Here is a 19,650-nt window from a genome sequence, read left to right on the forward strand (position 1 = left end):
CGCGACGCGGCGGCGGCCGTGGGGTTTCTGCCGCAACCCCTTCGGAAATGGCGGTTATCCGCCAGGAAGCGGCCGTGCTGACGTTGACGTGTGCGGAAGCGCGCTCCTAGTGTGCGTCCCGATGCGACGGCGATTCGTCTTCAGTGCCGCCGCGTCTCACATGCAGCATGCGCGCAGCGGGACACGCGGCGCCGAGACCTGAAGGGGGGTCCACATGAACAAGCAGGATCTGGTCGCCGTTGTCGCCGAAGCGGGCGACCTTCCGAAGGCGAAGGCCGGCGACGTGCTCGACGCCGTGTTCGAGGCGATCACCAAGTCGCTGAAGAAGAAGCAGGAGGTCCGCCTCGTCGGCTTCGGCACCTTCTCCACCTCGCGTCGCAAGGCCGGCAAGGGCCGCAATCCGCGCACGGGCGAGGAGATCAAGATCCCTGCGACCACGACCGTCCGCTTCAAGGCTGGCAAGGGCCTGAAGGACTCCGTGAACTGAGCTTCGTCCCGTCCGGGACTGTGGAAGGGGCCGGCCCGCAAGGGCCGGCCCTTTTCGATTCCAGGCCCCGCCGGGGCTTGGCGCCGCGCGGCGGACGCCGTAGGGCAGGTGCCCGGGCGGGGCGCTTAGCTCAGCGGTAGAGCGCCTGTCTTACACACAGGATGCCGGCGGTTCGAATCCGTCAGCGCCCATTCCCGCCATCCCTCCTTCTGGACCGGCGCATGGTGGCGGCCCCGTGCCGCGCCATGCAGGCCGACCTTCGCGTTGCACCGACCTCCCGGATGTTCATCCACAGCGATCTTCATCCTGCCGCGCAATCCTCCGCCCCCTCCGCTTGACACCTCCGCCGCCCGCCCGTATCACCCGCCCACTGTCGCGGGCGGGTGTAGCTCAGTTGGTTAGAGCGCCGGCCTGTCACGCCGGAGGTCGCGGGTTCGAGCCCCGTCACTCGCGCCACGCGACAGTCTTTCCCCTAATTCGTTCTATACCGATGCGCCGCCGTGGCCTGGACGTTCCGGGCCCGCGGGCGCATCTGTTCCCCGGTTCCGATCTCCCTTGATTCGAGGTGCGCCGCCCCTATGGCGGACCGCGCGCGAGGGGGCTAATGTCCGGCCACGCTGCGGTGCGGCATGGACGGGGACCTGCGGGAACAACGCGGGGCGCCCCTCATTGGCGCAGCATGGCGGCCGGACGGGACGCAAGAACCCCCCGGCCTACGCAAGGTGAAGGACAGCCGAGGCATCATGACCCAGCCGCTGCTGGCAGAGTATTTCCCGATCCTGGTCTTCCTCGGGATCGCGGCCGGCATCGCAAGCGCGATGGTGGGCGGTGCGCTGCTCGCCGCGCGGCAGAAGCCGAACCCCGAGAAGCTGTCGGCCTATGAATGCGGCTTCGAGCCGTTCGACGACACGCGGCGGCGCTTCGATGTGCGATTCTACCTGGTCGCCATCCTTTTCATCATCTTCGACCTGGAAGTCGCATTCCTGTTCCCCTGGGCCATCGCGCTCGGCGAGATCGGGTGGCTGGGCTTCATGTCGATGATGGGCTTCCTCGGCGTGCTGACCGTCGGCTTCGTCTATGAGTGGCGGAAGGGCGCGCTGGACTGGGAATGACGCGCGGCAGCGCGTCCTGGCAGACGCGGCGCGATGAGCGCCCGGAGAACGGAATGAGCGGTACGAACAGCGAATCCATCGCGTGGAACCGGGAGGCCCTGCCTCCCGGACCGGCGCAGGACGCGGTGATCAAGGGCATCACCGGCGAGGTCGAGGAGAAGGGCTTCGTCGTCGCCAACCTCGACAAGGTGGTGAACTGGGCCCGCACGGGCAGCCTGTGGCCGATGACCTTCGGGCTGGCCTGCTGCGCGGTGCCGATGATCCACGCCTACATGGCGCGCTACGACCTCGATCGCTTCGGCATCATCCCGCGCGGCAGCCCGCGGCAGTCGGACGTGATGATCGTGGCGGGCACGCTGACCAACAAGATGGCCCCCGCGCTGCGCAAGGTCTACGACCAGATGAGCGAGCCGCGCTGGGTCATCAGCATGGGCAGCTGCGCCAACGGTGGCGGCTACTACCACTACAGCTATTCGGTGGTGCGGGGCTGCGACCGCATCGTGCCCGTGGATGTCTATGTGCCCGGCTGCCCGCCCACGGCGGAGGCGCTGGTCTACGGCATCCTGCAGCTGCAGAAGAAGATCCGCAGGACGGGAACCATCCTCCGTGGCTGACGCGCCCCCGAACCCCCTGGCCGAGCTCGGCGCCGAGATCGCGCAGGCCGCCGGCCCCGCCATCGAGGATGCCGTGGTCGAGCGCGGGCAGGAGCTCGTCCTCCATGCCCGGCGCGAGATGCTGCCGCCGCTGATGCTGCTGCTGCGCGACGCCTATGGCTACGAGCAGTGCATGGACATCTGCGGCGTGGACTGGCCCGAACGCCCGCAGCGTTTCGACGTGGTCTACAACCTGCTGAGCCTGTCGCATAACCGCCGCATCCGCGTCGTCGTCCGCACCGATGCCGCGACGCCGGTGCCGACGCTGTCCGGCATCTGGCCGAACGCCACCTGGTACGAGCGCGAGGCCTGGGACATGTACGGCATCCTGTTCGAGGGCCAGTCCGACCTGCGGCGCCTGCTGACCGACTACGGCTTCGAAGGCCATCCACTGCGCAAGGACTTCCCGCTGACCGGCCATGTCGAGGTCCGCTACGACGAGACGCGGAAGCAGGTGGTCTACGAACCCGTGTCGCTCACGCAGGACTTCCGCAACTTCGACTTCCTCTCGCCCTGGGAAGGCATGACCACGCTGCCCGGCGACGAGAAGGTGCACCTCACCCGCGCCGAGCGCGGACAGATCGAGCAATCCCCCGGGAGCCCGCGATGAGCGGCAGTTCGTCCATGGCGTCCGAGGCCGGCCCGCTCGCGGCCGCCTCCGACCCCGCAGCCTTCGCCTCCGCCACCGGCGAGACCGTGGCGAGGCGCGTGTTGGAACTCGATTCGCACACCATCAACTTCGGCCCGCAGCACCCTGCGGCGCACGGCGTGCTGCGCCTCATCCTCGAGATGAAGGGCGAGGTGGTGGAACGTGCCGACCCGCATATCGGCCTGCTGCACCGCGGCACCGAGAAGCTGATGGAGCACAAGACGTATCTCCAGGCGATGCCCTACATGGACCGCCTCGACTACGTCTCTCCCATGTGCATGGAGCACAGCTACGTGCTCGCTGTGGAGAAGCTGCTCGGCATCGAGCGTGACATCCCGGAGCGCGCGCGCTGGATCCGGACGATGTTCGCCGAGATCACGCGCATCCTGAACCACCTGCTCAACATCACGACCTACGCTCTCGACGTCGGCGCCATCACGCCCTCCCTCTGGGGGTTCGAGCAGCGCGAATACCTGCTGGAATTCTACGAGCAGGCAGGCGGCAGCCACTACCACGTCAACTACTTCCGCGCCGGCGGCGTCTCCCGTGACCTGCCGGCGGGGCTCGAGGACCGGATCGGCGCCTGGTGCCGGCAGTTCCCGAAATTCCTCGACGACCTCGAAGGGCTGCTGACGCAGAACCGGATCTTCAAGCAGCGCACCGTCGACATCGGCGTCATGACGGCCGAACAGGCGATGGCCTGGGGCTTCAGCGGGCCCTGCCTGCGCGCCTCGGGCTGCGCGTGGGACCTGCGGAAGTCGCAGCCCTACGAGATGTACGACCGGCTGGACTTCGACATCCCCGTCGGCGTGCATGGCGACTGCTACGACCGCTACTTGGTGCGCATGCAGGAGATGCGGCAGAGCCTGCGCATGATCGAGCAGTGCCTGGCCGCCATCCGCCCCGGCCCCGTGAAGATCGCGGACAACAAGATCGTGCCGCCGACCCGCGGGGCGATGAAGCGGTCGATGGAAAGCCTGATCCACCACTTCAAGCTCTACACCGAGGGCTACCACGTGCCGGCCGGCGCCACCTACACGGTGACCGAGGCGCCGAAGGGCGAATTCGGCCTCTACCTCGTGGCCGACGGCACCAACCGCCCGTACCGCGCCAAGATCCGCGCGCCGGGCTTCGCGCATCTCCAGGCGATGGAGGTGCTGTCCAAGGGGCACATGCTGGCGGACGCGGTCGCCATCATCGGCAGCCTCGATATCGTCTTCGGGGAGATCGACCGGTGAGCGGGGACGCACGGGACGACGGCGTGCAGTCGCCGGGTGGCGGCTGGGGCGCCACGCATGCGGCCGACCAGCAGCATCCGGAACAGCCCGCGCATTTCGCCTTCGACGCGGAGAGCGAGGCGCAGATCGAACGGATCGTCGCGCGGTACCCGGCCGGGAAGCAGGCCAGCGCGGTGATCCCGTTGCTCTATGTCGCGCAGAAGCAGATGGGGCGGCAGACCGGCAGCGCCTGGGTGCCGAAGGTGGCGATGGACGTGATCGCGGGGCGACTGTCGATGCCGCCGATCCGCGTCTACGAGGTCGCGACTTTCTACTTCATGTTCAACACCCGCCCGATCGGGCGGGTCCACCTGCAGCTCTGCGGCACCACGCCCTGCATGCTGCGCGGGTCGGACGAGGTGCTGCGCGCCTGCCACGACGCGGCGCAGGTGAAGGTGGGCCAGACCAGCGCCGACGGCATGTTCACCCTGACCGAGGTCGAGTGCCTCGGCGCCTGCGTGAACGCGCCGGTGCTGCAGGTGGACGACGACTACTACGAGGATCTCGACTACGACCGCACGGTCGCGCTGATCGAGGCGCTGCGGCGCGGCGAACGGCCGCAGCCCGGCTCCACCACCGGGCGCCAGACCAGCGCGCCGGAAGGCGGGCCGCTGACGCTGACCGGCGTGGCGGGGGAATAGGGCCATGGCGCTTTCCGACAAGGACCGCATCTTCACCAACCTCTACGGCGTGCATGACTGGCGGCTCGCGGCCGCGCAGCGGCGCGGCGCGTGGGACGGCACGGGCGCGATCCTCGCGCGCGGGCGCGACGCGATCATCGAGGAGATGAAGGCCTCGGGCCTGCGCGGCCGCGGCGGCGCGGGCTTCCCGACCGGCATGAAGTGGTCCTTCATGCCGAAGCAGGCGAGCGAGCGGCCGCACTACCTGGTGGTGAACGCCGACGAGTCCGAGCCCGGCACCTGCAAGGACCGCGACATCATCCGCCACGATCCGCAGACCCTGATCGAGGGCTGCCTGATCGCGGGCTTCGCGATGGGCGCGCATGCCGGGTACATCTACATCCGCGGCGAGTACTACAACGAGAGCCGCGTGCTCGAAGCGGCGATCGAGGAGGCGTATGACGCCGGCCTGCTCGGCCGCAACGCCGCGGGCTCGGGTTGGGACTTCGACCTCTACGTCCATCGCGGCGCAGGCGCCTATATCTGCGGCGAGGAAACGGCGCTGATCGAGAGCCTGGAGGGCAAGAAGGGCATGCCGCGGCTGAAGCCGCCATTCCCGGCCGCCGTCGGGCTCTATGGCTGCCCGACCACGGTGAACAACGTCGAGACGATCGCGGTGGTGCCGACCATCCTGCGGCGCGGCGCGGCCTGGTTCGCGGGCTTCGGGCGGCCGAAGAACTCGGGCACGAAGATCTTCTGCATCCAGGGGCACGTGAACAAGCCGTGCAACGTGGAGGAGGAGATGTCGATCCCGCTGCGCGAGCTGATCGAGCGCCATGCGGGCGGCGTGCGCGGCGGATGGGACAACCTGCTCTGCGTCATCCCCGGCGGGTCCTCCACCCCGCTCATCCCGAAGAGCGTCTGCGACGACGTGCTGATGGATTTCGATGCGCTGAGGGAGCACAAGACGGGCCTCGGCACCGCGGGCGTCATCGTGATGGACAAGTCCACCGACATCGTCCGCGCGATCGCGCGCCTGTCGAAGTTCTACAAGCATGAGAGCTGCGGTCAGTGCACGCCCTGCCGGGAAGGCATGGGCTGGGTCAGCCGCATGATGGAGCGCATGGTGGAAGGCCGCGCGGAGGTCGAGGAGATCGACCTGCTGGAGGAGGTGACGCGCCGCATCGAGGGGCACACGATCTGCGCGCTGGCCGATGGCGGCGTCTGGCCCGTGCAGGGGCTCATCCGCCATTTCCGCCCGGTGATGGAACAGCGCATCGCCGCCTACAAGGCCGCGCGCGCGCCGCGCGCCGTGCCGCTGGCGGCGGAGTGACGGGGATGGTCACGGAGATCACCGGCAGGGCGGGCCCCATCGTGATCGCGGGCTGCAACGCGGCCGGCAGCACGATCAGGGGCACGACGCTGACCGGAAGCCGCATCGAGGGCAGCAACCTCGGCGGCGCGGTGTTCGAAGGGGCCACGCTGGCCGGCGCGGCATTCCGCGCCTGCGACCTCAGCGGCGTGGCGATCACGGGTTCGGGCCTGGTGGGCATGACGATCGACGGCATCGCCGTCGAGGCGCTGCTCGCGGCCTACAGGAAGGTGGCGTGATGGCGAAGGTCACGGTCGACGGGATCGAGGTCGAGGTCCCGAACGGCGCGACGGTGCTGCAGGCCTGCGAGGCCGCGGGGAAGGAGATCCCGCGCTTCTGCTACCATGAGCGCCTGTCGGTCGCCGGCAACTGCCGGATGTGCCTGGTGGAGGTGGAGAAGGCGCCGAAGCCCGTCGCCTCCTGCGCCTATCCGGTGGCGGACGGCATGGCGGTGAAGACCGACAGCCCGCTGGTTCGCAACGCGCGCCGCGGCGTGATGGAATTCCTGCTCATCAACCACCCGCTCGACTGCCCGATCTGCGACCAGGGCGGGGAATGCGACCTGCAGGACCAGGCGGTCGCCTACGGCCACGACCACAGCCGCTACGCGGAGCCCAAGCGCGCGGTGAAGGACAAGTATGTCGGGCCGCTGATCAAGACGGTGATGAACCGCTGCATCCAGTGCACGCGCTGCGTCCGCTTCGCGGCCGAGGTGGCGGGCGTGCCGGAGATGGGCGCGACCGGCCGCGGCGAGGCGATGGAGATCGGCACCTATGTCGAGAAGGCGCTGACGAGCGAACTCAGCGGCAACCTCATCGACATCTGCCCCGTCGGCGCGCTGACCAGCCGGCCCTACGCCTATGTCTCCCGCCCGTGGGAGCTGCGGAAGACCGACAGCATCGACGTGCAGGACGCGACGGGCACCAACATCCGCGTCGACAACCGCGGGCCGGAGGTGCTGCGCATCCTGCCCCGCATCAATGACGACGTGAACGAGGAGTGGATGGCCGACCGCGGCCGCTTCTCCTTCGACGGGCTGAAGCGCCGGCGGCTGGACCGGCCCTGGCTGCGCGTCGACGGCAAGCTGAAGGCCGCAAGCTGGCCCGAGGCCTTCCGCGCCATCGCGGCGAAGCTGCGCGGCCTGCGCGGGGACCGCATCGGCGCGGTGGCCGGTGACCTGGTGGATGCCGAGAGCGTCTTCGCGCTGAAGTCTCTCATGGGCGCGCTCGGCTCGCCGAATCTCGACTGCCGCCAGGATGGCGCCGCGATCGACGGCAGCAAGCGAGACTTCTTCCTGTTCAACTCCACCATCGCCGGCATCGACGAGGCGGATGCGCTGCTGGTCATCGGCAGCAACCCGCGGACCGAGGCTCCTGTCATCAACGCGCGCATCCGCAGGCGCTGGACGCTGGGCCGTTTCCCAATCGGGCGCATCGGCCCGGCGGGCGTGGACCTGACCTACCCGCACCAGCATATCGGCGAGGGACCGGCGGCGCTGCGCACGCTGATGGAGGGCACGCACCATTTCGCGCGCGTGCTGCGTGAGGCGACGAAGCCGATGGTCATCCTCGGCCGCGGCGCGATCGCGCGGCCCGACGGCGCGGCCGTGCTGGCCGCGGCGTGGGAGATTGCGCGGCAGGCGGATGCGCTGCGGCCGGACTGGCACGGTTTCAACATGCTGCACCATTTCGGCGGCCAGGTCGGCGCGCTCGAACTCGGCTTCCTGCCGGGGCAGGGGGGCAGGGACCTTGGCGGCATGCTGGCCGGCGGCGTGGACGCGCTGTGGCTGCTCGGCGCGGACGGCTTCGACACCTCCGCGATCCCGGCTTCCACCTTCGTGATCTACCAGGGCCACCACGGCGACCGCGCGGCGGCGCGGGCGGACGTGATCCTGCCCGGCGCCGCCTACACCGAGAAGGATGCGACCTACGTGAACACCGAGGGCCGGGCCCAGCGCGCCTGGCTTGCGGTGCACGCGCCCGGCGACGCGCGCGAGGACTGGCGCATCATCCGCGCGGCGGGCGAGGGGCTCGGCATCCGCCTTCCCTTCGACGACCTGCCGCAGCTTCGCGCCGCGATGGTGGCGCATGCGCCGCAACTGGGCGAACCCTTCGCCCGCGCCGGCTGCGGCGACGCGACCGGGCCGGCGGGCGACGCCTCAGCGCTGTCGGACGCGCCCTTCGCGCTGCCGATCGCGCAGTACCACCTGGCCGACGCGATCGCGCGCGCATCCGACGTGATGGCGGAATGCGCGCGCATCTACGGCGAAGTGCCCGCCCTTCAGGCGGCGGAGTGAGCTGACGATGGACGCCTTCCTCGCCACCCCCGTCGGGCACCTGGCGCTGACTGTCGCGCAGGCGATGGCGCTGCTCGTGCCGCTGCTGCTGGGGGTCGCCTACCTCACCTGGGCGGAGCGCAAGATCCTGGCCGCGATGCAGCTGCGGAAGGGGCCGAACGTGGTCGGCCCCTTCGGCCTCCTGCAGCCCTTCGCGGATGCGCTGAAGATGCTGATGAAGGAGACGATCATCCCCGCCGGGGCCAGCCGCGTGCTGTTCATCATGGCGCCGATGATCACCTTCATGCTGGCGATGCTCGCCTGGGCGGTCATCCCGGTGAATGACGGCTGGGCCATCGCCGACATCAATGTCGGCATCCTCTACCTGTTCGCGATCAGCTCGCTCGGCGTCTACGGGATCATCATCGCGGGCTGGGCCTCGAACTCGAAATATGCCTTCCTCGGCGCGCTGCGCAGCGCGGCGCAGATGGTGAGCTACGAGGTCTCGATGGGCTTCGTCATCGTCACCGTGCTGCTCTGCGTCGGCTCGCTGAACCTGACGGAGATCGTGCGCGCGCAGGCGGGCATGTGGTTCATCGTCCCGCTCTTCCCGATGTTCGTCATCATGTTCATCAGCGCGCTTGCCGAGACCAATCGCGCCCCCTTCGACCTGCCGGAGGGCGAGAGCGAGCTGGTGGCGGGCTTCTTCGTCGAATACAGCTCGATGTCCTTCGCGCTGTTCTTCCTCGGCGAATACGCGAACATGATCCTGATGAGCGCACTCATCACCATCCTGTTCCTCGGCGGCTGGTATCCGCCGATCATGATGGAGCCCTTCACCTGGATCCCCGGGCCGCTTTGGTTCATCTTCAAGATCTGCTTCTGCCTGTTCGTCTTCGTCTGGGTGCGCGCCACCTTCCCGCGCTATCGCTACGACCAGCTGATGCGGCTGGGCTGGAAGGTCTTCCTGCCGTTCACCCTCGTCTGGCTCGTGCTGACCGCCGCGGCGCTGAAGCTGTTCGGCTGGCTGCCCGGCGCGGCTTGACGGGAAGGAGCACCACATGGCCACCCTCGACCGCTTCGCGCGCAGCTTCCTCCTGGCCGAGATCGTCTCGGGCATGGCGCTGACGCTGAGCTACGTCTTCAAGCCCAAGGCGACCATCAGCTACCCGCACGAGAAGGCGCCGCTGAGCCCCCGCTTCAAGGGGGAACACGGGTTGCGCCGCTACCCGAACGGGGAGGAGCGGTGCATCGCCTGCAAGCTGTGCGAGGCGATCTGCCCCGCCCAGGCCATCACCATCGAGGCCGAACCGCGCGAGGACGGCAGCCGCCGCACCACGCGCTACGACATCGACATGACGAAGTGCATCTACTGCGGCATGTGCGAGGAGGCCTGCCCGGTGGACGCCATCGTCGAGGGGCCGAACCTCGAATTCGCGACCGAGACGCGGGAGGAGCTGATCTACCAGAAGGAGCGCCTCCTCGATAACGGCGACCGCTGGGAAGCGGTGCTGGCCAAGCGCCTCGAACTCGACGCCCCCTATCGCTGAGACGGACCCGATGAGCCAGACCAAGCAGCGGGGGGCGCCATGATCGCCGCAGCCGCCTTTTACCTGTTCGCAGCCGTGCTGATCGGCAGCGCGGCCATGGTCGTGACCAGCCGCAACCCCGTCCACAGCGTGCTGTTCCTGATCCTCTGCTTCTTCAACGCCGCCGCCCTGTTCCTCATCGCGGGGGCCGAGTTCCTGGCGATGATCCTGGTCATCGTCTATGTGGGCGCGGTCGCGGTGCTGTTCCTGTTCGTCGTGATGATGCTCGACATCGACTTCGCGGCGCTGCGGCAGGGCTTCCAGCGCTATGCGCCGGTCGGTGCCGCGGTCGGCGCGGTGCTGCTGCTGGAACTGGTGCTGGTCTTCGCAACCTGGAGCTTCGCCGACGATGCGGCGGGGCTGCGGCTCAATCCCGCGCCAGCCGGCGTCGACAACACGCGCGCGCTGGGCCGGATCGTCTACACGGACCACATCCTGCTGTTCCAGCTGGCCGGCCTGATCCTGCTGGTCGCGATGATCGGCGCCATCGTGCTGACGCTGCGCGGCAAAGCGACGACGCGCCGGCAGGACATCGCGAGGCAGGTGGCCCGCGCCGGCAGCGTCAACCTCCGCAAGGTTCCGCTCGGCGCAGGGCTCGGCCAGATCGGGATCGAGCGCCCGCCGGCCGAGGCGCTGCCCGGGGCGAAGCCGAAGCAGGTGGAACACCATGCCGGCCACGGGGCCGGCCACGGGGGGCACCACTGATGATGGCCGTCGGCCTCGCGCACTACCTGGTGGTGGGCGCAATCCTGTTCACGCTCGGCATCCTCGGCATCTTCCTGAACCGGAAGAACGTCATCGTCATCCTGATGTCGGTCGAGCTGATCCTGCTGTCGGTGAACCTGAACCTCGTCGCCTTCTCGGCGCGGCTCGGCGACCTGACGGGCCAGGTCTTCGCCATGCTGATCCTGACCGTCGCGGCGGCGGAAGCCGCCATCGGCCTCGCCATCCTGGTCATCTACTTCCGCAACCGCGGCACGATCGAGGTGGAAGACGTGTCCACCCTGAAGGGCTGAGCTGATGTATGTCGGCGCCGTCTTCTTTCCCCTGCTGGGCGCCTGCCTGGCGGGGTTCCTGGGCCGCTGGCTCGGCGACCGGGCCTCGCAGTGGGTGACCGTGGCCTGCATGGCGCTGGCCGCGGCCTGCGGCATCGGCGCCTTCGCCGAAGTCGCGCTCGGCCATGCGCCGGGCGTCGTGCCCATCCTGACCTTCATCGACGTGGGCGGCTTCGAGGTGAGCTGGGCGCTCCGCTACGACACGCTGAGCGTCGTGATGGTCGCGATGGTCACTTTCATCTCGACGCTGATCCACATGTACAGCGTCGGCTACATGTCGCATGACGCGACGATCCCGCGCTTCTTCGCCTATCTGTCGCTGTTCACCTTCATGATGCTCATGCTGGTGACGGCGGACAACCTGGTGCAACTGTTCTTCGGCTGGGAAGGCGTCGGCCTCGCGAGCTACCTGCTGATCGGCTACTGGTACGAGAAGGACAGCGCGAACCGCGCGGCGATGAAGGCCTTCATCGTCAACCGCGTCGGCGACGTGTTCTTCATGCTCGGCATGGCGCTGACCTTCTGGACCTTCCAGTCGGTCGAGTTCGAGACGATCTTCGCGGGGGTGGAGGCGGCGAGCCGGGTGCGGTTCCTGGGCCTCCCCGCGCTCGAGGTCATCGGCGTGCTGCTGTTCCTCGGCGCCTGCGGCAAGTCGGCGCAGCTCGGCCTCCACACCTGGCTGCCGGACGCGATGGAGGGGCCGACGCCCGTCTCCGCGCTGATCCATGCCGCGACGATGGTGACGGCGGGCGTGTTCCTGATGGCGCGCATGTCGCCGCTGATGGAATACGCGCCGACCGCGCTGGCGGTCGTCACCGTCGTCGGCGCCTCGACCGCGATCTTCGCGGCGACGATCGGCTGCGTGCAGAACGACATCAAGCGGATCATCGCCTATTCCACCTGCTCGCAGCTCGGCTACATGTTCTTCGCGGCCGGCGTGGGCGTGTACCAGGCGGCCATGTTCCACCTGTTCACGCATGCCTTCTTCAAGGCGCTGCTGTTCCTCGGCGCGGGCAGCGTGATCCACGCGATGTCGGACGAGCAGGACATCCGCAGGATGGGCGGGATCTGGACGAAGATCCCGGTCACCTACGCGGTGATGTGGATCGGCAGCCTGGCGCTGGCGGGCGTGCCCTTCTTCGCGGGCTACTACTCGAAGGACATGGTGCTGGAAGTGGCCTATGCGGCGCATAGCGGGGTCGGCATGTATGCCTTCGCCATGGGCCTGCTGGCGGCCTTCCTGACCGCCTTCTATTCCTGGCGCCTGCTGATCCTCACCTTCCACGGCGCGCCGCGCGCCGACCACCACGTGATGGAGCATGTGCACGAGAGCCCCTGGGTGATGCTGGTGCCGTTGCTGGTCCTGTCGGTCGGCGCCGTGCTGGCGGGCTACATCTTCTACCCGTTCTTCGTCGGGCATGAGCAGGAGCTGTTCTGGAACGGCTCGATCCACAACGCCGAGCACAACCACGTCCTGCACCACGCGCATGAGGTGCCGGCCTGGGTTCCGCTTGCGCCGACGGTCGCGGGCGTCGCGGGCATCCTGCTCGCCTACGTGTTCTACATGTTCGCGCCGGGCATCCCCGCGCGGCTCGCTGCGTCCTTCCGCGGCGTCTACCTGTTCCTGCTGAACAAGTGGTATTTCGACGAGCTGTATGACGCGGTCTTCGTCCGCCCGGCCCGCGCGCTCGCGCGCGTGCTGTGGAAGACGGGCGACGCGCGGATCATCGACGGCGTGCCGAACGGCGCCGCCGGCGCGGTCGTGCAGGCGGCGCGCGGCGCCGGCCGCATCCAGACCGGGCGCGTGGCCAACTACGCCTTCGCGATGATCATCGGCCTCGTCCTTTTCGTCAGTCTCATGCTGTTCGGGGTGCCCCGATGAACGCCGCCGGCTTCCCGGTCCTCTCCCTCGTCACCTTCCTGCCGCTGGCGGGGGCGGCGATCATCATGTCGATCCGCGGCGACGACGCCACGGTGGCTTCCAATGCCCGTTGGGCGGCGCTCTGGACCAGCCTCATCACGCTGGCGATCTCGCTCGTGCTCTGGGTGCGCTTCGACGGTGCCTCGGCCGAGTTCCAGTTCGTCGAGCGTGCGGAATGGCTGCCCGAATACGGAGTGGGCTACCACATGGGCGTGGACGGCATCTCGGTGCTGTTCGTCCTGCTCTCGACCCTTCTGACGCCGATCTGCATCCTGGCGTCCTGGGAAAGCGTGCAGACCCGCGTGCGCGAATACATGGTCGCCTTCCTCGTGCTGGAAAGCATGATGGTCGGCATGTTCTGCGCGCTGGATTTCGTGCTGTTCTACATCTTCTTCGAAGCCGTGCTGATCCCGATGTTCCTCATCATCGGCGTCTGGGGCGGCGGACGGCGGGTCTATGCCGCGTTCAAGTTCTTCCTCTACACGCTGGCGGGCAGCCTGCTGATGCTGCTGGCCATCCTGGCGGTCTGGTACCACGCCGCCACCACCGACATCCCGACGCTGCTCGACACCGATTTCCCGCCGCGGATGCAGTTCTGGCTGTTCCTCGCCTTCCTCGTCTCCTTCGCGGTGAAGGTGCCGATGTGGCCGGTGCACACCTGGCTGCCGGACGCGCATGTGGAGGCGCCGACTGCGGGGTCGGTCATCCTGGCTGGCGTGCTGCTGAAGATGGGGGCCTACGGCTTCCTGCGCTTCAGCGTGCCCATGCTGCCGCAGGCCTCGGCCGACTTCGCGCCGCTGATCTTCGCGCTGTCGGTCATCGCGGTCGTCTACACCTCCCTCGTCGCGCTGGCGCAGGAGGACATGAAGAAGCTGATCGCCTATTCGTCGGTCGCCCATATGGGCATCGTCACGCTCGGCATCTTCACCTTCACGCAGCAGGGCATCTCGGGCGCGCTGTTCACCATGCTGTCGCACGGCATCGTGTCGGGCGCGCTGTTCCTCTGCGTCGGCGTGCTCTACGACCGCGTCCACTCGCGGGAGATCCTGCGCTACGGCGGGGTCGCGAAGATCATGCCGGCCTATGCGCTGGTCCTGATGCTGTTCACCATGGCCTCCGTCGCGCTGCCCGGCACGGCGGGCTTCCCGGGCGAGCTGCTGGTGATCGTCGGCGCCTTCAAGGTGAACCCCTGGGTCGCACTCGGCGCGGCGATGGGCATGATCCTCGGCGCGGCCTACATGCTGTACCTCTACCGCCGCGTCGCCTTCGGGAAGATCACGCGCGACGACCTGCGCGCGCTGCTCGACCTCAGCCCGCGCGAGTATGCCGTCTTCGCGCCGCTGATCCTGCTGACGCTGTGGATGGGCATCTATCCCTCCTCCTTCCTGAACTTCTTCGAGGCCACGGTCTCGGCGATGGTGGCGCGGCACGAAGCCGCGCTCGGCGCCGCGCGCCTGGCGGGGATGTGACGCCGATGAACTGGACCCTCGCCCTGCCGGAGATCGTGCTGGGCTGCGCCGGGCTGGCCATCCTGCTCGGCGGCGTCATCCCGAGGAAGGAGACCTTCTTCCCCGTCTCCATGGCGGTGATCGGCGCGCTGGTGCTGACCGCAGCACTGGTGCTCGGCCAGGCGGAGGGCACGGCCTTCCTCGGCCAGTACGTGTCCGACGCCTTCGCGCGCTTCGCCAAGCTGCTGATCCTGGCCGGCGCCGCACTCGGCCTCACCCTCGCGCTCGACTTCAACGAGCGCGCAGGCATCGGCCGGTTCGAATTCCCGGTGCTCGTGCTGTTCGCGACGCTCGGCATGATGGTCATGGTCTCGGCCAACGACCTGATGACGCTCTACATGGGGCTCGAGCTCCTCTCGCTCTCGCTCTACGTCATCGCCGCCTTCGACCGCGACAACCCGCGCAGCGCCGAGGCGGGGCTGAAGTATTTCGTGCTGGGCGCGCTCGCCTCGGGCCTGCTGCTCTACGGCGCGTCGCTGGTCTACGGCTTCGCCGGCACCACCAACTTCGACCGGCTGGCGGATGCGCTCTCGGGCGGGACGGTCGGCACCGGGCTGGTGGTGGGGCTGGTCTTCGTGATGGCCGGGCTCGCCTTCAAGGTCTCCGCCGTGCCCTTCCACATGTGGACGCCCGACGTGTACGAGGGCGCGCCGACGCCGGTGACGGCCTTCTTCGCCACCGCGCCGAAGATGGCCGCCATCGCGCTGCTGATGCGCGTGCTGACCGGGCCATTCGGCGACCTCTCTGCGCAGTGGGGCCAGGTGATCTGGCTCGTCTCGGCCGGCTCCATGATCCTCGGCGGCTTCGCTGCCATCGGGCAGACCAACATCAAGCGCCTGATGGCCTATTCCTCGATCGGCCATGTCGGCTACGCGCTCATGGGCCTGGCCGTCGTGAACGACACGGGCTACCGCGGCGTGCTGGTCTACATGGCGATTTACGTCGTGATGAACCTCGGCACCTTCGCGGTGCTGGTCGCGATGCGCCGCGGCGGCCGCGCGGTGGAGGGGATCGAGGACCTCGCCGGGCTCGGCCGCACCGACCCTGGCATGGCGCTGTGGATGGCGGTCTTCATGTTCTCGATGGCGGGCATCCCGCCGCTCGCCGGCTTCTTCGGCAAGCTCTACGTCTTCCTCGCAGCCGTGCAGGCGGGCTTCTGGACACTGGCGGTGATCGGCATCCTGACCAGCGTGGTGGCCAGCTACTACTACCTGCGGATCGTGAAGGTCATGTATTTCGACGCGTCGGCGGGCGCGCTGGATGCGCGGCCGGCGAGCCTGACGGTGGTGATGGCCGCCTCCGGCCTGCTGACGCTGTTCTTCTTCCTGTTCCCGGCGCCGCTGATCGCCGCGGCACAGGTCGCGGTGGCGGCCCTGGCGGGCTGACGCGGCGGATGCCGTCCGTCCCGCCGGGATGGCGGCTGCGGGTCGAGCCCGCGCTGCCTTCGACGCAGGACCTGGTCTTGCGCCTGGCGGCGGCGGGAGAGCCCGAGGGGCTGGCGGTGCTGGCGCACCGGCAGACCGCGGGCCGGGGGCGCGAAGCCCGCGGCTGGGAAAGCCCGGCGGGCAATCTCCATCTCTCCGTCCTGCTGCGCCCGGGCGGCCCGATGCGGGCCGCCGCGCAATGGGGGCTGCTGGCCGGCGTCGCGCTGGCCGAGGCGCTCGGCACCTTTCTGCCCGACCCGGCGGCGATCCGCCTGAAATGGCCGAACGACCTGCTGCTGGGGCAGGGGAAGCTTGCGGGGATGCTGACCGACATCGCCCCCGACGCGACGGGGCGGATCGACTGGGTGGTGATCGGCTTCGGCGCCAACCTCCGCACCGCGCCGGAGGTCGAGGGCAGGGCGGTCGCCAGCCTCGGCCCGCAAGCCGTCTCGCCGGAAGCAGCCGCGGCGGCGGTGCTGCGCGCCGTCGACCTCTGGCGCATGGCGCCGTTCGCGGCCATACGCGAAGCCTGGATGCGCCGCGGCCCGGACCGGGGCGCGCCGCTGACGCTGCGCTGGGGGGCGCGGTCCGCCGCGGGTGCCTATGCCGGCCTGGCGGAGGATGGCAGCCTGCTGCTGGATGACGGCAGCGGGCCGCGGCCCTTCGCCACCGGCGAGACGGGAGGACGTTGAAGGGCCATGCTGCTCGCGGTCGATGCGGGGAACACCAATGTCGTCTTCGCCGTGCATGACGGCGCGGAATGGCGCGGCCGGTGGCGGATCCGCACGGATGCCGAACGGACCAGCGACGAATATGCGGTGTGGCTGCTGACGCTGCTGCAGCATTCGGGGCTGAAGGTCGGCGACATCGACCGCTGCGTCATCGGCACGGTGGTGCCGGCGGCGCTGTACAACCTCCGCCGGCTCTGCCGCGAATGGTTCTCCTGCGAGCCGCTGATCGCGCGGGCGCATCTGGACTGGGGCTTCGCCATACGGGTGGAGGCGCCGCACGAGGTCGGCGCCGACCGCCTGCTGAACGCGCTCGCGGCCCATCACCGCTACCAGGGGCCGCTGGTGGTGATCGATTTCGGCACCGCGACCACCTTCGACGTGGTCGCGAAGGACGGCGCCTATCTGGGCGGGGTCATCGCGCCGGGCATCAACCTCTCGATCGAGGCGCTGCACCGCGCGGCCGCGCGCCTGCCCCGCATCGGCATCGGCCGCCCCCAGGCGGTGGTCGGGCGGAACACGGTGGCGGCCATGCAGTCCGGCATCTACTGGGGCTATGTCGGCCTGATCGAGGGCATCGTCGGGCGCATCCGCGCCGAGCAGGAAGGGGAGGCGGGCGGCCACCTGAAGGTGATCGCGACCGGCGGCCTCGCCCCGCTCTTCGCCGAGGGCACCACCATCATCGAAACGACCGACCAGGACACGACGCTGGATGGGCTGCGCCTGTTGGCGTCGCGCAATCCAGCCCCCATCTTCACGAGAACGCTGCGCCGCGACGAGGTCTAGGCAGGATCGCGCGGCCGCTGATCGCTGGACCTGCCTGTCGACTGTATGGAACTGGAAGAAGAATGACCGGAGACCTGGCCTTCATCCCGCTCGGCGGGACGGGGGAGATCGGACTCAACCTCAACGTCTACCGTTGCGATGGGGAATTGCTGGCGGTGGATTGCGGCCTCGGCTTCGGGGGCCCCGAGCATCCGGAAGTGGATGTGATGGTGCCGGACCCGGCCTGGCTGGTTGCCCGGCGCGACCGCCTCTCGGCCCTGGTGATCACCCATGCGCATGAGGACCATGTGGGCGCCGTCGCCCATCTCTGGCCGCAGTTGCGCTGCCCGATCCATGCCTCCCCCTTCGTGTCGGCCGTGCTGCGCCGCAAGCTGGGCGAAGCGGGCATCCTGAACCAAGTGGAGATCGTCACCCATCCCCCCGGCGGGCGCTGGCGGGTGGGCGGCTACGACCTTGAATTCCTGCGCGTGGCGCATTCCGTGCCGGAAGCCCAGGCGCTGGCCATCCGCACGAAATACGGCACCGTGCTGCACACCGGCGACTGGAAGCTGGACCCCCAGCCACTGATCGGACCCCCGACGGACGAGGCCGCCTTCGCGCGACTCGGCGAGGAAGGGGTGCTGGCGATGGTCTGCGACAGCACCAACGCGCTGGTCGAAGGCCATTCGGGCAGCGAGGCGGAGGTGCGGCGCAACCTCGCGGCCCTCATCAAGGGGCTGAAGGGACGCATCGCCGTCACCTGCTTCGCGACCAACCTCGCCCGCGTCGAGAGCATCGCCAAGGCCGCCCGCGCCGCGGGGCGGGAAGTGGCGCTGTTCGGCCGCAGCCTCCGCAACGCCGAGGCCGCGGCCCGCGAATGCGGCTACCTGTCCGACACGCCCCCCTTCCTTTCGGAGGAGGAGGCGGAGGACGTGCCCGACTCGAAGCTCCTCGTCATCTGCACCGGCAGCCAGGGCGAGGCGCGGAGCGCGATGGCGAAGATCGCGGCCGACACCCACCCGCACATCTCGCTCGGGGAAGGGGACACGGTCATCTTCTCCTCCCGCATGATCCCGGGGAACGAGCGTGCGATCCTGCGCGTGCAGGACGAGCTCAGCCGCGCGGGCGTCGAGGTGATGACGGCCGACGACCACATGGTCCATGTCTCGGGCCATCCGGCGCGGGACGAGCTGAAGCGCCTGTACCAGCTCGTGAAGCCGAAATACGCCGTGCCCGTGCATGGCGAATGGCGGCACATGAACGAGCACGCGAACCTCGCCGAGAGCCTCGGCGCCATCGCCTATGTGATCGAGGACGGGGACGTGCTGCGGCTGGCGCCCGGCAAGCCCGACATCGTGGAGGCGGTGCCCGTCGGGCGGCTCGCGGTCGATGCCGACCGGCTGCTGCCGCTGGACGGCGACGTGCTGGCGGCGCGGAAGAAGATGCTGTTCAACGGCATCGTCGTCGCCTCGCTGGCCGTGGACGGGTCCGGCCGGGTGCTGGGCCAGCCGCAGATCGCGGCGCCGGGGCTGTTCGACGGGGCGGGGGAGGAATCGGCGCAGATCGCGGCCGACCTCGCCCGCGCCGTGGGCGACCTTCCCGGTCCGACCAAGCGGGAGGACGGCCCGCTGCGCGAAGCGGCGCGGAGCGCGGTGCGCAGGGCGCTCGGCCGGCGGCTGCGCAAGCGGCCGACGGTGGAAGTCCACCTGCTGCGCGTCTGACCGCCGCGCCGGGGGGCGCGGCCGCGGCCGGGGCGGCATCCGCCGCCCCGTGGCCGCTTTCAACGGTTTCCAGGGACACCGACCGAGATGGACTTGTTCACCGGCATCGTCGTCTACCTGCTGATCTGGTGGACGGCGCTTTTCTGCGTGCTGCCGATCGGCACGCGCCCGGTGGAGGAGGCCGATCCCGAGGCCGGGGGCTGGCGCGGCGCGCCGACGCGTCCGCTGCTCGGCCGCAAGGTGATCGGGACGACGCTGCTCGCCGGAGTCCTGTGGCTTGGCGTCTATGCGGTTGTCGAGAGCGGCTGGGTTTCGTTCCGGGACGGCTGGTGGGCCTATCAGGGGCCGGGCATCTCGTCGCCGCTGCCGGGGCGTGCACAAAACTGAGGCGGCAAACCCGCCTCCCCGCGGGTGCCGCCTCGAAACTGTGCAAACCAAGTCTGGAAGCCGGTTTTTTGGCTTCCGGGTGCGGCGTTTTCGGTTGTGCCGCGTTC

20 protein-coding genes and 2 tRNA genes are annotated in these 19,650 nt (G+C 69.1%); all 22 read left to right on the forward strand.

Annotated elements, in window-relative coordinates; translation table 11 throughout:
• The first annotated feature begins 214 nt into the window (after positions 1–214).
• Positions 215–487, forward strand: coding sequence for an HU family DNA-binding protein (locus tag ACK8OX_RS03655; protein ID WP_430662569.1), 273 nt, complete (start codon positions 215–217; stop codon positions 485–487).
• Positions 488–606: 119 nt separating this feature from the next.
• Positions 607–678 (forward strand) — tRNA-Val (locus ACK8OX_RS03660).
• A gap of 188 nt (positions 679–866) precedes the next feature.
• Positions 867–943 (forward strand) — tRNA-Asp (locus ACK8OX_RS03665).
• Positions 944–1,230: 287 nt separating this feature from the next.
• The gene (locus tag ACK8OX_RS03670) at positions 1,231–1,599 is read left to right on the forward strand and encodes an NADH-quinone oxidoreductase subunit A (RefSeq protein WP_430662570.1); all 369 of its coding nucleotides are present in this window, start codon (positions 1,231–1,233) and stop codon (positions 1,597–1,599) included.
• 53 nt (positions 1,600–1,652) lie between these two features.
• Positions 1,653–2,213, forward strand: coding sequence for a NuoB/complex I 20 kDa subunit family protein (locus tag ACK8OX_RS03675; protein ID WP_430662571.1), 561 nt, complete (start codon positions 1,653–1,655; stop codon positions 2,211–2,213).
• Complete coding sequence (locus ACK8OX_RS03680) at positions 2,206–2,862, forward strand: NADH-quinone oxidoreductase subunit C (protein ID WP_430662572.1); 657 nt, start codon at positions 2,206–2,208, stop codon at positions 2,860–2,862. The genes ACK8OX_RS03675 and ACK8OX_RS03680 overlap by 8 nt, the downstream gene beginning before the upstream one ends.
• The gene (locus ACK8OX_RS03685; protein ID WP_430662573.1) at positions 2,859–4,139 is read left to right on the forward strand and encodes an NADH-quinone oxidoreductase subunit D; all 1,281 of its coding nucleotides are present in this window, start codon (positions 2,859–2,861) and stop codon (positions 4,137–4,139) included. Before ACK8OX_RS03680 ends, ACK8OX_RS03685 begins: the two co-directional genes overlap by 4 nt.
• Before the next feature lie 23 nt (positions 4,140–4,162).
• Positions 4,163–4,819, forward strand: coding sequence for a complex I 24 kDa subunit family protein (locus ACK8OX_RS03690; RefSeq protein ID WP_430662803.1), 657 nt, complete (start codon positions 4,163–4,165; stop codon positions 4,817–4,819).
• A gap of 4 nt (positions 4,820–4,823) precedes the next feature.
• Positions 4,824–6,131: an NADH-quinone oxidoreductase subunit NuoF gene (nuoF, locus tag ACK8OX_RS03695; RefSeq protein WP_430662574.1), complete on the forward strand. Its 1,308-nt coding sequence runs from the start codon at positions 4,824–4,826 to the stop codon at positions 6,129–6,131.
• Between the two features lie 5 nt (positions 6,132–6,136).
• A complete protein-coding gene (locus tag ACK8OX_RS03700) occupies positions 6,137–6,409 on the forward strand; it encodes a pentapeptide repeat-containing protein (RefSeq protein WP_430662575.1) in 273 nt (90 codons plus the stop codon).
• Positions 6,409–8,466 carry an NADH-quinone oxidoreductase subunit NuoG gene (gene nuoG / locus ACK8OX_RS03705; RefSeq protein ID WP_430662576.1) on the forward strand — a complete coding sequence of 686 codons (2,058 nt, stop codon included), beginning with the start codon at positions 6,409–6,411 and terminating at the stop codon, positions 8,464–8,466. Before ACK8OX_RS03700 ends, nuoG begins: the two co-directional genes overlap by 1 nt.
• Positions 8,467–8,473: 7 nt before the next feature.
• Positions 8,474–9,490, forward strand: a complete 1,017-nt coding sequence (gene nuoH, locus ACK8OX_RS03710) for an NADH-quinone oxidoreductase subunit NuoH (protein WP_430662577.1) — start codon at positions 8,474–8,476, stop codon at positions 9,488–9,490.
• Positions 9,491–9,506: 16 nt separating this feature from the next.
• Positions 9,507–9,995 (forward strand): NADH-quinone oxidoreductase subunit NuoI, encoded by a 489-nt coding sequence (gene nuoI, locus ACK8OX_RS03715; RefSeq protein ID WP_430662578.1) that lies wholly within the window; start codon positions 9,507–9,509, stop codon positions 9,993–9,995.
• Between the two features lie 39 nt (positions 9,996–10,034).
• Positions 10,035–10,739 (forward strand): NADH-quinone oxidoreductase subunit J, encoded by a 705-nt coding sequence (locus ACK8OX_RS03720; protein ID WP_430662579.1) that lies wholly within the window; start codon positions 10,035–10,037, stop codon positions 10,737–10,739.
• Positions 10,739–11,050: an NADH-quinone oxidoreductase subunit NuoK gene (gene nuoK, locus ACK8OX_RS03725; protein WP_430662580.1), complete on the forward strand. Its 312-nt coding sequence runs from the start codon at positions 10,739–10,741 to the stop codon at positions 11,048–11,050. The genes ACK8OX_RS03720 and nuoK overlap by 1 nt, the downstream gene beginning before the upstream one ends.
• Positions 11,051–11,054: 4 nt before the next feature.
• Positions 11,055–12,971, forward strand: coding sequence for an NADH-quinone oxidoreductase subunit L (gene nuoL / locus ACK8OX_RS03730; RefSeq protein ID WP_430662581.1), 1,917 nt, complete (start codon positions 11,055–11,057; stop codon positions 12,969–12,971).
• On the forward strand, positions 12,968–14,479 hold the full coding sequence (locus ACK8OX_RS03735) for an NADH-quinone oxidoreductase subunit M (protein WP_430662582.1): 1,512 nt from the start codon (positions 12,968–12,970) through the stop codon (positions 14,477–14,479). The genes nuoL and ACK8OX_RS03735 overlap by 4 nt, the downstream gene beginning before the upstream one ends.
• Before the next feature lie 5 nt (positions 14,480–14,484).
• Complete coding sequence (gene nuoN, locus ACK8OX_RS03740; protein WP_430662583.1) at positions 14,485–15,903, forward strand: NADH-quinone oxidoreductase subunit NuoN; 1,419 nt, start codon at positions 14,485–14,487, stop codon at positions 15,901–15,903.
• An 8-nt stretch (positions 15,904–15,911) separates the two neighbouring features.
• On the forward strand, positions 15,912–16,634 hold the full coding sequence (locus ACK8OX_RS03745; RefSeq protein ID WP_430662584.1) for a biotin--[acetyl-CoA-carboxylase] ligase: 723 nt from the start codon (positions 15,912–15,914) through the stop codon (positions 16,632–16,634).
• Positions 16,635–16,640: 6 nt separating this feature from the next.
• A complete protein-coding gene (locus ACK8OX_RS03750) occupies positions 16,641–17,456 on the forward strand; it encodes a type III pantothenate kinase (protein ID WP_430662585.1) in 816 nt (271 codons plus the stop codon).
• A 62-nt stretch (positions 17,457–17,518) separates the two neighbouring features.
• A complete protein-coding gene (locus ACK8OX_RS03755) occupies positions 17,519–19,156 on the forward strand; it encodes a ribonuclease J (RefSeq protein ID WP_430662586.1) in 1,638 nt (545 codons plus the stop codon).
• Between the two features lie 87 nt (positions 19,157–19,243).
• Positions 19,244–19,543 (forward strand): DUF1467 family protein, encoded by a 300-nt coding sequence (locus ACK8OX_RS03760; RefSeq protein WP_430662587.1) that lies wholly within the window; start codon positions 19,244–19,246, stop codon positions 19,541–19,543.
• Positions 19,544–19,650: the final 107 nt, after the last annotated feature.

The organism is Falsiroseomonas sp. CW058, assembly GCF_050563535.1.
Taxonomy (GTDB): Bacteria; Pseudomonadota; Alphaproteobacteria; order Acetobacterales; family Acetobacteraceae; genus Falsiroseomonas.